This window comes from Anaerosporobacter sp., from assembly GCF_965301125.1.
Genome location: NZ_CBDLAM010000090.1, coordinates 1 through 14,741, shown reverse-complemented (window position 1 = coordinate 14,741; position 14,741 = coordinate 1). Strand labels below are relative to the sequence as shown.

The window sequence follows — 14,741 nt, the reverse complement described above, 5'->3', positions numbered from 1 at the left end:
CTTCTACTAATCCTAATTCGTATTTAGTAAAACATCTTTTGTATTTGTATTTTTTCTATCCAGTTTCCATGAAAGGGTTTTTATTATCAGAATGCATTTGTGCTAGTAAGCTTATTAATTTCAATCCACTCTCCCAGCAAGGGGAGAGACTGATATGATATTAGCAATGTCACTCTCAAAATAAATTTCAATCCACTCTCCCAGCAAGGGGAGAGACAGCAAAAAACACTAAAATTAATCAGTTTTCACTTACATATATGTACATATGTAACAACATCTTAAATACTATTAATCTATTATTTTATTTAAAGATCTAAATTAATACTTCTTTCACATTAATTGCAGGTGCGAATCTCCCTGTAGTTTTATGTTCACTTATATTTCGCACTAATTTAAATATATAAAATAATATTTACTTTTATCTTCTCTAAAAAAGATTAAAATATTAATACGTCTTCCACACTAAAGGTCTCCTTAGCACCGATATGTTCAACCTTGTTTTTGTAATTGTCCCCAAGATAATAAAAACGCAAACTATCCTTATTCGGATCAATTAGATTCGTCAAGATTTCTTTTACCTCCCGACATTTTGCTGCATCTAGAATACATTCAAATACTGAATTCTGCACGCGTTTTCCATAGTTTACACATTGTTTAGCTACTTTACGTAATCTCGTTTTTCCTGAATTTGTTTCTGTATTTACATCATAAGTTATTAATACTAAAATAGAAATCACCTACTTCCATAAAAATGGTGGATATTCTTCTAAATCACCCCTTATATACCTTGCCAATAACATTGCTTGTACATAAGGGACTAGTCCCCATTCTATTTTTTCTTCTAAAAACGGATGTTTGATTATATCCTGCTTCTTCTCCTGCCATAATTTCAAGATAATCTTTCTAGTATCATCATCCATTATTACAGCTCCATCTTCCTTCTTAACAAATCCCGATGAATTTATCATCTTTTTATTTATTAAGGTTAATACAAAACGATCTGCAAAGACGCTTCTCAATTCCTCCATCATATCCAAAGCCAATGATTTTCTCCCTGGTCGATCGGTATGTAGGAATCCGACATAGGGATCTAATCCAACAGTTTCAAGGGCAGCTGCAACCATATTGGAAAGTAATGTATATACAAACGATAGCATCGCATTCAAATTATCTAGTGGTGGCCGCTTATTTCTTTGCTTAAAATAAAAATCTTCTTTCTGTTGAAGTATTAATTCATCAAATACAGAGAAATAAAGGGATGCAGCTTCTCCTTCGTAACCACGAAGTTTATCATTTTCGGTACATATTCTTATTTCTCTCATAGAGGAACTAAGCATAGATGATACTCTCTTAACCTTATCAACATCAACTCGCAGTGCATAATCTCTCGTTGCTCTTTCTAGAACCCACTTTGAATTATGAACTTTTCCGAAGATAAGATTTCTAGCTATTTTATTTGCCTCTACTTCTTGATCCGATATCCTATATTGCTGCTTTCTAAGTATTACATTTCCTCGTACCTCTCCTGATACCCTTGCAAGGAATCTTCCATTGCCAGTCATAAAGCACAATGAGATATCTCGCTGTGCACACGCTCCCATTAATGCAGGGCTAGCCCCTTGGTACCCAAATGTCACTACAGATTCAATATTATGAAGAGGTATTCTCGCAACTTCTTCTCCTTTTACTTGCAGTACAATATTCTCTCCATCTAGTGATAAGTAAGCCTCCTTTTTCGTTACATATAATGTATTTAATAATTTCTTCACTTATCCACCTCCTCCATTGCAGACAGAATATATTCTTTTACAGAATTATTCTTTAATAATTGAGGCAAACAAAGATTCTTAAGTGAACATGCATTACAGGCTTTTGTTCTTCTTACTCTTGGTGTATAATTACGTTCATATAGTGCATGCATCTCTTCAAATTTTTTTCTTACTTCCTGCTTTAGTGCTTCTGTAATCTCTACATCAAGTCTTCTCCTTGTTTCTCCGTAATACAGATATCCTTTTGTTACATCACAACAAAGCATTTCTTCAAGGCATATTGCTTGAGCTACCAATTGCATGATATCTTCATCATTCTTCTTCTCTTTTCCCTTTTTATATTCAATAGGAATTGGTATGTATTTTTCACTTCTATCCTTCAATGGAATGCCATCTTTCGATACATGGAACTCTACAATGTCGCAAGTACCACTTACACCTAGGGAACTTGAGAAAATATTCATGCCTCTTGATATTATAATATCTCCCCTCTTCTCCGAACTAAAACCATCATGGGCTCTCTCATGCATAATATTTCCTTCCACAGTTCTAATGTTTTCCTCCCACTGCTGCTCTATATGAATCAATGACCACTGTCTCTTACAAAATGTGTAATGCTGTATGCCTGATAGCAAGAGAAAATCTTCTTCCCTATACTCCTTCATATACTTCAACTTCCAATCCATCAAGTCGATGTAATATCATCTGATAGACTGCTTTACTATTAGGAACTTCTAGTTTGGTAATTATTGAATTAGCAACATCTTCATTTTCTTCTGTATACTGTTCTTCATCTTCAAATACTCTAACTTGTAATGAACGATGTACCTTAGCTGAAGAATATTGACCTGTAAAGCAATTATGTTTCCACCAGATCACTTTACATACTTCCATACTGCCTTCTGGTCTTGCTGCTGAAGCATCATTCTCAAATAATGTTTTTAATGCTTCTTTAATCGCTTCCGCATCTTCATCAGTAAATCCAGTTTTCTCTGCTAACTGGTGATTAATACTTCCATATGTAACATAGACTCCCTGTTCTACACGATGCTTCATCCCCATTGTATCCGAACTCTTCTTTTCACTAGTTTCACTATTCACACTCTTTGTTATCTGTGTACTTACAATATCAACAGGGCATACGCTTACCGCTGTCTGTATAGAAACTGGACCTCTTACACCTACCGATACCCCCTCCCCTTTCTTATCCGTCTTAAATGCAAACACTTGTCCAAAACTTCTGACATCAATCCACTTTTCACAAGCTGCCTTTGCATACTTGTCCTTATCCTTTCCAGCCTCTTTCAATTCTTTAGTACCTGCTGCACGTTCACTTAAACTTTTGAATTCATCCTTCTTATTATCATCTGACTGTACAAATATCTCATATTTATTATCTTGCAAACGATTCCTAATTTTCCTCTTCAGACACACATCGGATACTTCTCCATACCCCTCGTAATTATCTCTTGGACGATTTCCATTTAGAGGATCTCCATTCGGATTTGCCTTATTAACGCTAAAGATTACTGCAAAATCAATCTTGTTTGTAAAATTTCCCATATTATAATTCCTCCTAATTTATACTATATTATTCTCTTTCAAATTGTTTTAATTACCATAGTTAATATACTTCTTTATAATCATTTACTTATTAATAAATGTAGTATATTACTTCCAGTGATTATTCTTCTTGATTACTTCTATAATCATTTAATTGGCAATTATACCCTAGCAAATAAACTTCTGTTAATGGTTCCTTTTTTTCAAAATCTCCTGGTTGAAATAAATCATAGATTCCCTGTAAACTTAATAGTCTATTTCTTGCAATCCTACCTCTTTTATTCATGACTTCATCATCACTATTCAAAACACTTATAGACTCAAGCCTTGCCACGTAAGGGCGTATTGCATCATTAATTCTACCCCATGTATTCAAAGGGTCTCTCTGGAAACGTTGCATATACCTTTCTGCTGCACTAGCTCTTCTACCTCCTTCCCCATCTCTATTCACGACATAGAGGGCATAGGTCTCTATCTCTTGTGCCGCTCCAAGAAGCCTACCAAAGAGATAACTTCTATCTTGGTTTCTTTTATCAAGTGCCATACTATATTCCTCCTTTTCATTTATAGCAATCGTCTTATTAATTTTCTGTCCTTTTTCAAAATGATGTTTACGAACCATTGCACAAGCTATCGCTAAAACCTTACTGTATTCCCATAATGAATCAAATGCATTCGGATTTGATGCACGTATAACTGCTGCCCTAACAAGGTCCATCGGTATATCCTTCTTATCAATTACGCAGGGAATCAGACGTTCCACTGTAGATTTAATTAACGTATTATTTTTATCCCCAAATGTGGCAATTGCTATATCCTTTAAAGAAGGTGCACCCACAAATACCTTCCCCATTGGAGCCTTCATATAAGTAAGTCTCCAAAAACATGTCGTATGCCAATATAAAAGTCTATTGATATAATCGCATCCTATGTATGTGTGATAAAAACGTATTGATAATCGTCCCGTGGTTGCCGCCTCAACTCCCATCACGGATACCCTCGCTTTTGTATCTAGATTCTGGCTATATCCCATGGATGCTTTTCTTACTTTTCTGGCATAACTTTCATTGGTGAAATCAATTGCTTCACTACTTGCTTCATTCTCAAAAAATTCAAACGAATCATCAAATGCTTCGGGAGTAGATTTTTCAATTGGAATTATTTCTTTTCCAGAGAATTCCCATACTGCAACCGACAAATTATCTAGAACAAATCCTTGTTTACTGATTACCCATCGCAAGGCATTGTGTGCCTTTTGCGAAGTCTCATATCCGATACTTGCTACCTGTGTACTATCATATAATCTTCCACGATAGGTAAAACCGCTTGTATCGTTTGCAGATATCAATTTGGCTTTGTCTCCTGAGTAACGAATCTTTGCCGGATGTTTTATAGAACATGGTACTCTTTTTCCTGTAACATAACAGATATCCATATCCTTTAGCTGACTTAGATAATATTCCGTATATCTATCGAATAAATCCTTATTCTGATATACACATTCCGACTCAGTTTCTTGATCAACTGAAGTGGAACGAACAACGAATCGCACAAAAGCCTCTTCTTGTTTGATGCCTTCTATCTTCTTATCACTTAACTTCCCATCTTTCCACGCAACAATTCCAACATCTATCAAGTCTTTCATTATTGTCTTCTTACTAAGGTACGTATAGACCGCCTCTACCTGCCAAGTAGAATACTCAGATTCACTCCATCTTTGCAAACCTTGAATAAAGCTCTGGTACTTTTCATGATTATCTTTACCTGTATAGTACTCATAATCACCAGCAATGTACTCTAGTTTATCTTCTAATGGATGCGGATTATTTCCATTACCTCGAGATCCCGAGTCTTCTGTTACAGGAATAATCGTTACTGCATTATCCTTAGGAATTTCTATTGCTTTGCAATAATTACCCTCTTCATTAATGGTAACTTCAATCTGAGCATTTTGCGTAGAATGAGCAATGGGAAGTAGAGTTGCTCTATCAGTATCTAAGTTTTCAGCAATCATCTGCTTATTTTCTTCATAGGTAAGGTATAAATCATTCAACCACCCCAAATTCATCACCTCCAAATTCTTTCTCATAATCAAATTCACTCACTTTTTGCAATGTTTGATTCTCCATTGTAAATTCTTTCACATTTCCAATTAATAAGTCTCTTGTAATCTGGCATTCCTCTGGTCGTAAGAATTTAATTACGCCTTTCTCCATTGTTATATATGAAAATCTTGCAATCATTTTCTCCTCATGATTTTCATCTGGATACGTAAATCCATGGAACATACAACCTATTGGAATCTCTAGTTCATCATCATAGGCACCTACCCCATCTTCGAAAACGCAAGGCTCTACATATCCTTGGCATTCCCTAGTTCCCAGAAAAACATCTCTTCTTCCTCCACGCTCCACACACCTTTTTGCTACATTATGATGTTTATTCTCATTCCTATCGTTAGCCAATTCTGGCCGATTCTCATTCCATTCAAAATGAGCGCGGACATGGTATCTGACATCAGTAAGATATGTATAAATTGATAAGGTATTCTCTACACTACCACCATAAACCAATGGTCGAATTCCCTTTGATTCAGAACGAATTGGATTCATAATTCGTACTTCATCAATAACCCATGTAATAGTTGGTTTCCAGTAGATTGATTCTGCTATTCCCTTTAATGCTTGATACGTAGGAACCTGATAGCTGAATTTTTCTCCCCCCATACGATTAATGGGATCACTAAACAATGCATATCTTCCAGTTACACAAAATTCAATTCTATTTGGTTTCATTTATATAGCCCCTTTCTAAAACATATAGTTATCTATTTCTTGTACAACTTCTGTCGAGACTCCATATAAAGAATGATAGTAGCCCTCATGCAATATATAAATCCCTAGCTGTTCGTAATAAGTCAATGCTCCTTTATCACATAAATCATAAAACTTTTGCATTGAGATATTTACCATATACAACTGTGCCTTCCTAAGTAAGGTTGTTGTAGCAGACGAGTATATATTCTTGGCTGATAACAAATTATTTATTAAGTCTTTTCCCTTTTTATAAGGTACTAATATAGGTTCTCCATACTCGTCAATAATGTGAAAGTTCTTCGCTGCTGTCTTAAAACTCTGAGCGATTACCATTCGTTTATCCCATTCCTCCTTATTCTTTTTGTAATCAATTATTAACTGTCCATTCTTACCCAACAGAGAATACATATTTACCACTTGATTCGTATCCGTTGTTAATGGGTATAGCATCTGCTCCCTCTGTCTTTCATAATACTTTCTATAGTAGTACGAAATAGATTTATCGGATGATAGCTCCTGATCAAATCTCTGTGGGTCTTTTTTAAATGCCTCTAGTAAACTCTCCATCGCATCCTTACCACGCTCAATATCCTGTAAATTACGAAGGCTTTCAAAATCTGGTTTTATTATATAGACTGTCTTGCAGCTATTTAATCCATGGCGATTACAACGACCTGCGCTCTGTATCAAACTATCTAAGCCTGCTAATGCGCGGAATACGGCTCGAAATGATATATCTACTCCAGATTCGATTAATTGACTACTTATTACAATAAGTTTTTTCTTACCTAGTTCAGACTTAATCTGATTGATGGTCTCTTTCCTATGTGCCGCACATAGATTCGTTGAGAGAACATAGAGGGATACCTCTTCCTCTCTAATCTCTTCTTGATATCTCATAGTTATCTCTTCATAAAGAATGTGCACGGACTTAATTGTGTTAAATATAACTAAGACGTCTCCCTCTGCTTCCATAACCGACCATACTTTTTCTGCTATGTACTCTTTTGTATTGTTTTCCACAGATGCTAAGTTCTCAAATTCCGTTCTCTTGAATTCATTCCTCATCTCATCTGTGCATTCTGATATTTCCACTCCAACATTCAAAAGTGCCGGAACTTTTTCTGGTGTCCTATCCAGTGCGGGTTGCGTTGCTGTAGATAAAATTATTGTACAGTTACAGATCTCCGCAAGAAAATTCAAAGTATCATTAACCATCGCTATTGTTTTTATTGGAATTGCTTGTGTCTCATCTAGAATAATTACACTATTAGCAAAATTATGTAAAGCACGTATATTTTTTGTACCACTAGAAAAAAAAGTATTAAGAAATCGTACCATTGTAATAAATACTATTGGCGCATTCATACGTTCTGACATCAATTCTTCCTGGCACAATGTAGTAGTATTCAAATCTGAGATTTTTGCATCATCAAACATATCTTCTTTTTGTACTTCTTTGGCTGAGTGAAGTTCTAATATTGCTTTTTCCACTAACTCGTCGTAATCATTCTCTCTAAGAATATTACGTATTGCCTCAGCATTTTGTTCTATGATTGAAATAAATGGAGAAACATATATTATTCTCGCCTTATTATGTCTCTTTGCCGTATTTAGTGCAAATCTCATAGCCGCGTAATTCTTGCCCGATCCTGTTGGGCAATTCAGCTTGTAGATACCACTGGGCAATATCGAATTCTTATAACAAGCATCCGATATCTTTCCTCGAAGTTTATTTAATAGCGTATCCTTAGGAAAATCACTTATCTTTTCATTTATTCTTCTTGCCAGTTCAGTCCATAAGGTACTATAATCTTCTGGAGGAATCATTTTCTCATTAGACATAAAGGCGGCTGTTTCATAGCGATCCGCATCAATTACACAAGAATAAATATACTTACTAAGTAATCCATACATAAAATATTGGTTAAGCTTATTGCTAGCTATTCTTGAATTAATTTCTCTAATTTCCTCTACTGCTTGTCCAAATAACTTGTCTATCTCAGATTCATCATATATCTTGAAGAAATTATATATCGCTTCCTCGTATTGTGCTCGCCACTCTTGGTTTTCATGATATTTGTTCAGTCTATTTAGGAATGGAGATTCCGCTTCTATATCAAGTAAATCTCCCAAACCACCATGATGGTATAGACTGGCAATAGCAATAATCTGGGCTGTCAACGCTGTTATTACACTTTCCTTATCTTTTGTTTTCTCTTTTGCAAACATGGTAATAAATACACCACCCGCTGTAGAGTGATCCGGTCCTCGCTTGTATTTATCTGGATTCTTATTTGCATTTCGTATATATGTCTGGAATTCGGTCGTAAGTTTAGAAAAATCATGTAATTTTCCTGCTAATGCTGTACATGATTGAACTCCAATTACTTTACCATATTCACCTGCTATATCAGAAACATTATCTAGATGCTGCTTAACAGATTGTGTCTCACCATCATTTCTAATATGGGCTATCATAGTATTTGTCTCTCCTCTCATGTCCTTTGTTTATCGAATTGCAATTTAAAAATTCACTATATAAGTTAAATAATAATTAAATATTACACATAATTCCTTTTTATGTCAACTTATTTTTTACATAATTATTATATATTTTACATATTAATCTTATTGTTCTTATTGTTATGATATGGTACACTATATTTTGTCATTCAAATTGAATGGGGATTGAAAAACTATTTGAGTCAAATAAGAAGCTGTTGCATATAAGTAACAGCTTTTTGTATATTGTGATGTAATCTTCTTCACCTATCACACATATTTTCACAAATTAAACATAATTTTTGTTTACAATATTACCGTACTTCATTAAAATAGAATTAGCAAACTATTCAGTCCTTAGAATACATACGCTAATGCTATATGGCACCGTATCAAAGTACTTAATTGGACAGGCCCGTTTAATGTTCAATAATTTGAATAGTAATCAGTAAAGTTCATCATGAACAGAAAGAGGTTAATATGAAACAAGAGAAACAAAAAACTGATCCTTCCATGAGCTTAAGTAAGCAGAGGAAATTGGAAAGAAAAAAGGCTATTGAGCGTCAAAAGCGTCAAAAAAAGATTAATGCAGTTATTAGTGTATGCGTTGCCGTTGCTCTTGTAGTCGCTGTCGGTTCTTATGTTGGTTACAAGGTGTATAGAAACGTAACTAAAGTTGTAGCAAGCGATAATTATAGCAAATACCTTGCTGATAACGGATTTATCGATGGAGTTACTGCTACTTCAGCAATTGATTTAGCTGACTACAAAAACATCACAGTTCCATTAAGCGAAGTTGAATACTCAGACGAGTCAGTAGAGAACGATATCCAAACGCAATTAGAAAGCAACAAAACATTAGATAAAGAAACTACAGCTGCTATTGCTGATGGTGACGAAGTAAACATAGATTATGTGGGAACTGTAGATGGTGTTGAATTCGAAGGTGGTAATACGCAAGGAAATGGTTCTGACTTAACAATCGGTAGCGGTGATTATATCGATGATTTCGAAGACCAATTAATTGGGCACAAAGCTGGTGATGAAGTTACTGTTGAAGTTACTTTCCCAGAAGAGTATTCTCAAAATCCAGATTTAGCTGGTAAGGATGCTGTATTCCAAGTAACTGTTAACGGAATCTATGTTGTTCCAGAGCTCACTGATGAATATGTAAAAGAGAATTTTTCTAATTATGCATCTACAGCAGATGAATACAGAAAATATATTAAAGATAAAAACTATAATACAAACCTTGATAAATGGATTAATGATTATTTAGTAAAAGAAACAACTGTAAATTCTTATCCAGAGGATTATACAGCTCAAGTAGCTGCTACTAATAAAAGCTTAGACTATGCCTATTTCGAACAGATGCAAACATATTTAGCAAGCTACAGTAGTGATTACTCCTTCGAAAAATTTATCGGTATGTCAGAAGCTAAATATGATAAGCAATTAAAAGCTACAGCAAAAGAAAATACGAAAGAAGACTTAATCTATCAAGCAATTCTTGAAACTGAAGGTGTTACCGTTTCTCTTGATGACTATAAACAGTATCTATTAGATAATGGTACTTCTGAAGAAGATTTTGAATCACAAGTAGAAACATATGGAACAGGTTATTTAGTAAACAATATGGTTAAGATCAAAGCTCTTGAAATTGTTAAGGGACTTACAACTGTTCAATAATAAACACTCAAATAGGAGGTAGGTAATTGTTTTACCTACCTCCTATTTGTATTCATCATTATCTATCTTATAGCTTTAATAGCCTAGTACTTCTACCTCCCACAAAGAATATCCATATCCAGTCGTTCTTTGGGTACCATACATCTTAACATATCGTGCTTGATAGGATTTATCAAACTTAATAGATTCTAACCCACTTTGTCGGTTAGCATACCCATTATTCAACCCACCGTTTCCATTAGTCGTTGTGTATACACTTTCCCAATTGTTTCCGTCATTAGAGAGCAGGATTTCATAATTTTTAGCTGCTGCTGTTTCCCAATACAGATTCAATCCTGATAACGTAAAGGTATTCTCTAAGTCAATTATAATCCATTGAGGGTCAACTCCTTGTATCGATTCCCACCTTGTATCATAATTATTATCAGTCACATTCGTTGCATAGTTCCAGCCCAATACACTTGATGCAGACACTTTCTTTCCATTTGAAATCACCTTCGGTACTCCTGCTGAAGTCCCATAAACTTCGAATTCCCATATAGAATATCCATAACCAGTGGTCCTTGCAGTTCCATAAATTCTCACATAACGTGCTATGATATCCTCTTTTGCAACTAAAGCTTCAACTCCACTATTACCATTTGTTCGTGCATAGACATCTGTCCAGTTTACACCGTCATTTGATACCTGTAATAGATACTCTTTAGCTGCTGCAGTTTCCCAGTGTATCTTAACACCTTTAATATTTTTGGTATTTCCAAGATCGACAGTTAACCATTGTTGATCAACTCCCTGGATAGATTCCCATCTAGTATTATAATCTCCATCAACTGCCTTTTGTGCTGAATTTCCCGTTATTTCAGTTGATGCTGTCATTGATTTTTCCTTAGAGAGTAATTCATATTTTGATAAATCTTCTTCTGCTAACTTCATAGGATATTTATCCTCTGGTGATGGATCTGTTGGTTCTTCACCACTATCTTCACCTACTATCAATCTTCCAAAATTGAATCCTCCTACCTTAAACAATACCGTAAGTGTCTGTTCTCCTTCTTCTAGATAAACAGAATCCGTAATCGTATTCCATTGTTTATTTTGATTCAATGTAGTAGTTGCTAGATAGCCCTTTGATTTATTAGATTTTAGAGCAATCACTCCTGTTTTACTATCACTAGTAGACTGTACTAGATATGATATCTGATAAGTCCCGGCTTTTTCTACATTCACTTTATAAACTAAGGAATCACCATCGTCAATCCAGCCGATATATTTACCTACTTGGTCGTTTTGATCTAACATACAACTAAAGTTAGTATAATAATCCTGTGCCGCTATCCTTCCTGGTAACTGTATTACCTTATCTGCAATAGAAGCTTTTGGTATGCTTTGCTTACTATTATCGGTATCCTTAAATGGATTTACACTAACGGTAGCAAGTGGCGCTACTATTGTGCTTCCGATTTTTCCAGTCTTATTACAAAACTCCACCTTAATCTCTTCATTAGTAGGATTCCACACAGTAGCTGTATACACTCCATTTTTTTGGAATACTTGACAGCTCGTATAATTCGAGGACCAAATGTCTGTTGCTACGGTTCCTTTTGCATTCATGTTCTGAATAAACCAATAGGAATTAAACATCTCATCTCTTGGAAGTCCATATGCTTCTGCATTATCCTCCCACAACTGTGCAGCCTTTGCTGGGTCACTCAATGATAAATATGGCCATAGAATATGAAACCAACCTTCTGGATCGGAATTTCCCTCTGAAGCTACTTTATCTTGGTATTTTGCTTGATCTTTTTTATATGCTTCATATATGGATGCAGCTGCCTTAGTATTATATCCCATATAGGTGAGAGATGGTGTTACTGGTAACATATGAATTCCATATATACAGCTTGGATTACCAGAAAAATAAGTTCCATTGGTATATCCTAAGCCCCACACCATTCCTACACAGCCTGATGCATAGTCAGAATCCCAGTTATCATTATCATAGTTAAACCAATATTGTTCAATGGCATTTACTTCCGAAGTAAAGCCCCATATCCCCGCATCACGATATGTATCATTCTCCGTAACTAATCCCCATAGATATAAACCTGCCCATGCAAAAGTTGCTTCAGATGCTGATTCTTGATTATTACCACTATTATTATCACCATATCCACCAGCCCAAGAATGGCCTTCATATGGATCAAAATTTCTCATGAATGGGAATAACTCATCGTTTTTATCAGGATTCATACAATCTCTGATTAACATCTCTAACATATCCCCATATTCTGTAATAAAGGTAGAATCATAAGATGCTAATACAGCCGCTGGGTATATAAAATACGCCCATAAGAAATGATGGTCCGATAAATTATTTGCCATACCATGATCTCCACCATCACCATTTAACGCTCCCCAACTTGTTGAATAGTACATGTAATATGGATATTCCTCTTCACCACTATACGTTAACCAGTTTTCTAAAATCTTCTTTAAGACAGATATTAATTGATCCCTAATTTCGTATTCCCCTAATTGTTGCGCAGTTAGTATACCCATTGTAATCGGATGTGTCTTCTTGCCTTGCCAATACGGATCTGCTACCCAGTAATCTTTTACCGTACTCTCTGTAAACTCTTTCAGATATGCTACCATTAACTCTCTGTCATAAGAATCAGATTCTACTGGTTCACTAAAACTTGGTGTTATTCCGTGGAATGGCAAAGTATAGGAAAATTGATTGCCTTCATGTACTTTTAGAGTACCACGAATAGACTCATAAGAATAACCTGTAAGTGCATCACTTGTGTATTTCCATTGGTGTGGCATCATACACATTAAAGTTTTACCACTGAAACCACTTCTCTTGTTATCAATGACGCAGTTGTATGTTGTCTTCATTTTAGCCGTCGAATCGTTATACTCATAATCTACTACGGTATCTGTAACAAAAGCATATGCAAAAGAGTAATAGTAATTCAAGTCATTTATTGTAGGCAGTGTTGCTACCGACATGTAGTTTTCTTGGTTACCTAATTTTATCTTAATTTTACTTCCCACACGGGTAAAGGTGGTATTCTTAGGACAGAAAATTCCATAATAATGATATTGATTCTTATCCCCCTCTCCTGGAGCCTCGCTTATGTTATGCGCTTCCACACCGATATGGTCTGTTACGATACTTTCGCCATCTTTTAATAAGATTTCTTCTTTTTTATCATTAAAAAATTTCACTAAGTCGTTTACTGTAATTTCAACCTTATCTGGGTCGGTAAATGTATTATATATAAATGGGGAACCTTTTACTGCTGTAGTTTTCATCTTTGTGGTATCGTCATCACTGAACACCATGTCCACTGACCAATCACCATATCCATCAAGTTTTGCTGATGCCGTATTCTTAATTGCAGAGCTATTGATTGTTAATTCAAAATACTTACTATCAGCTCCCATACCTCCATTATTCTCTCTTGTATATACACCATCAGCATTATATAATCCAAGACCACCTTCACTGTATTTCAAAACAAAAGGAAGTGATGGCATTGTATCGCTTAATCTGGTATAAACGATGGAGGTCCACCAGTCATTTGATGGTATTGGTGTTTTAATATTAGCCGTTATATATTTCGGTTCTCTCGGTTGACGGAAATCAACATCATCAATGGCATAGCTTCCTGAACCTACGGAAATGGTTTGTTCTTTTGGAAGTTCTGGCACTACCTGATTTTGTTTTGAATCCCCCTCTTGATATTCATAGACTTTCATTTCACGAATAGAGTAGCCCGAACCTCTTCCCATTGCAATGCCTTGCATTCTAACATATCGTGCTTCTTGATACATAGAAACATCTTCATCTTCTCCATTCCCCTTAAGATTTCGATATACAGTTACCCACTTTTCTCCATCTTCTGATGTCTGAATGTCAAACACACGTCCAAACTCTGTTTGCCACTGAATTACTACACGACCAATAGAGTATACTTTCCCAAGATCAACCTGAAACCATTCGTCATCTGTAGGACTTGATAACCAGTATGATTCATAATCTCCATCCACACCTTTGCTACCTTCTAGTGGCGTAGAAGCCCACCATGGTTTCTCTACGGAAGATGATGTTACAGTCTTACTTGCCGCCAAATCTACTGCATTTGATTGTGGTTTGTTCACTCCTCCCACACCAAAAATGTCAAACTCTCGAACCGATGGCCCCCAACCTTTACGGTCTACATCATTCTCTTGTGCCTTACTATAATGAACTAATAATCGAATATATCTTCCCTTACCGCTTAAGCCGTCAATGGTATCTTTATAATAACTATAATCAATGCTACCATCTGTTTTATAGACATTTACCACAGCTCCCCCTGTTCCATTTTTTTGATGATAGATACTAGAC

At 35.4% G+C, this 14,741-nt stretch carries 9 protein-coding genes; 1 reads left to right on the top strand and 8 read right to left on the bottom strand.

Translation table 11 applies throughout. The features are described 5' to 3' along the window. Window positions 1-437: 437 nt before the first annotated feature. From cas2 to cas3, 7 genes are all read right to left on the bottom strand, one after another. Window positions 438-728: a CRISPR-associated endonuclease Cas2 gene (gene cas2, locus ACW2QF_RS11000; protein ID WP_455716052.1), complete on the bottom strand. Its 291-nt coding sequence runs from the start codon at window positions 726-728 to the stop codon at window positions 438-440. A gap of 9 nt (window positions 729-737) precedes the next feature. After that, the gene (gene cas1c / locus ACW2QF_RS10995) at window positions 738-1,769 is read right to left on the bottom strand and encodes a type I-C CRISPR-associated endonuclease Cas1c (protein WP_455716051.1); all 1,032 of its coding nucleotides are present in this window, start codon (window positions 1,767-1,769) and stop codon (window positions 738-740) included. Beyond that, window positions 1,766-2,434 (bottom strand): CRISPR-associated protein Cas4, encoded by a 669-nt coding sequence (cas4, locus tag ACW2QF_RS10990; protein WP_455716050.1) that lies wholly within the window; start codon window positions 2,432-2,434, stop codon window positions 1,766-1,768. The genes cas1c and cas4 overlap by 4 nt, the downstream gene beginning before the upstream one ends. Further along, window positions 2,421-3,332: a type I-C CRISPR-associated protein Cas7/Csd2 gene (cas7c, locus tag ACW2QF_RS10985; protein ID WP_455716049.1), complete on the bottom strand. Its 912-nt coding sequence runs from the start codon at window positions 3,330-3,332 to the stop codon at window positions 2,421-2,423. Before cas7c ends, cas4 begins: the two co-directional genes overlap by 14 nt. Window positions 3,333-3,453: 121 nt before the next feature. Further along, entirely contained in the window at window positions 3,454-5,394 is a 1,941-nt protein-coding gene (gene cas8c / locus ACW2QF_RS10980) for a type I-C CRISPR-associated protein Cas8c/Csd1 (protein ID WP_455716048.1), read from the bottom strand. Then, a complete protein-coding gene (gene cas5c, locus ACW2QF_RS10975; RefSeq protein WP_455716047.1) occupies window positions 5,378-6,127 on the bottom strand; it encodes a type I-C CRISPR-associated protein Cas5c in 750 nt (249 codons plus the stop codon). The genes cas8c and cas5c overlap by 17 nt, the downstream gene beginning before the upstream one ends. A 15-nt stretch (window positions 6,128-6,142) precedes the next feature. Then, window positions 6,143-8,629, bottom strand: coding sequence for a CRISPR-associated helicase Cas3' (gene cas3, locus ACW2QF_RS10970; RefSeq protein ID WP_455716046.1), 2,487 nt, complete (start codon window positions 8,627-8,629; stop codon window positions 6,143-6,145). Window positions 8,630-9,133: 504 nt separating this feature from the next. Here cas3 and ACW2QF_RS10965 point away from each other — a divergent pair. Further along, a complete protein-coding gene (locus ACW2QF_RS10965) occupies window positions 9,134-10,342 on the top strand; it encodes a trigger factor (RefSeq protein WP_455716045.1) in 1,209 nt (402 codons plus the stop codon). A 75-nt stretch (window positions 10,343-10,417) separates the two neighbouring features. Here ACW2QF_RS10965 and ACW2QF_RS10960 read toward each other — a convergent pair whose 3' ends face one another. Beyond that, window positions 10,418-14,701: a discoidin domain-containing protein gene (locus ACW2QF_RS10960; RefSeq protein ID WP_455716044.1), complete on the bottom strand. Its 4,284-nt coding sequence runs from the start codon at window positions 14,699-14,701 to the stop codon at window positions 10,418-10,420. Window positions 14,702-14,741 lie beyond the last annotated feature (40 nt).

What these genes read in the sequence shown, in the direction of transcription:
- cas4 (WP_455716050.1), bottom strand. Translation starts at nt 2,434, where the DNA reads ATGAAGGAGTATAGGGAAGAAGATTTTCTCTTGCTATCAGGCATACAG.
- cas7c (WP_455716049.1), bottom strand. Translation starts at nt 3,332, where the DNA reads ATGGGAAATTTTACAAACAAGATTGATTTTGCAGTAATCTTTAGCGTT.
- cas5c (WP_455716047.1), bottom strand. Translation starts at nt 6,127, where the DNA reads ATGAAACCAAATAGAATTGAATTTTGTGTAACTGGAAGATATGCATTG.
- cas3 (WP_455716046.1), bottom strand. Translation starts at nt 8,629, where the DNA reads ATGATAGCCCATATTAGAAATGATGGTGAGACACAATCTGTTAAGCAG.
- ACW2QF_RS10965 (WP_455716045.1), top strand. Translation starts at nt 9,134, where the DNA reads ATGAAACAAGAGAAACAAAAAACTGATCCTTCCATGAGCTTAAGTAAG.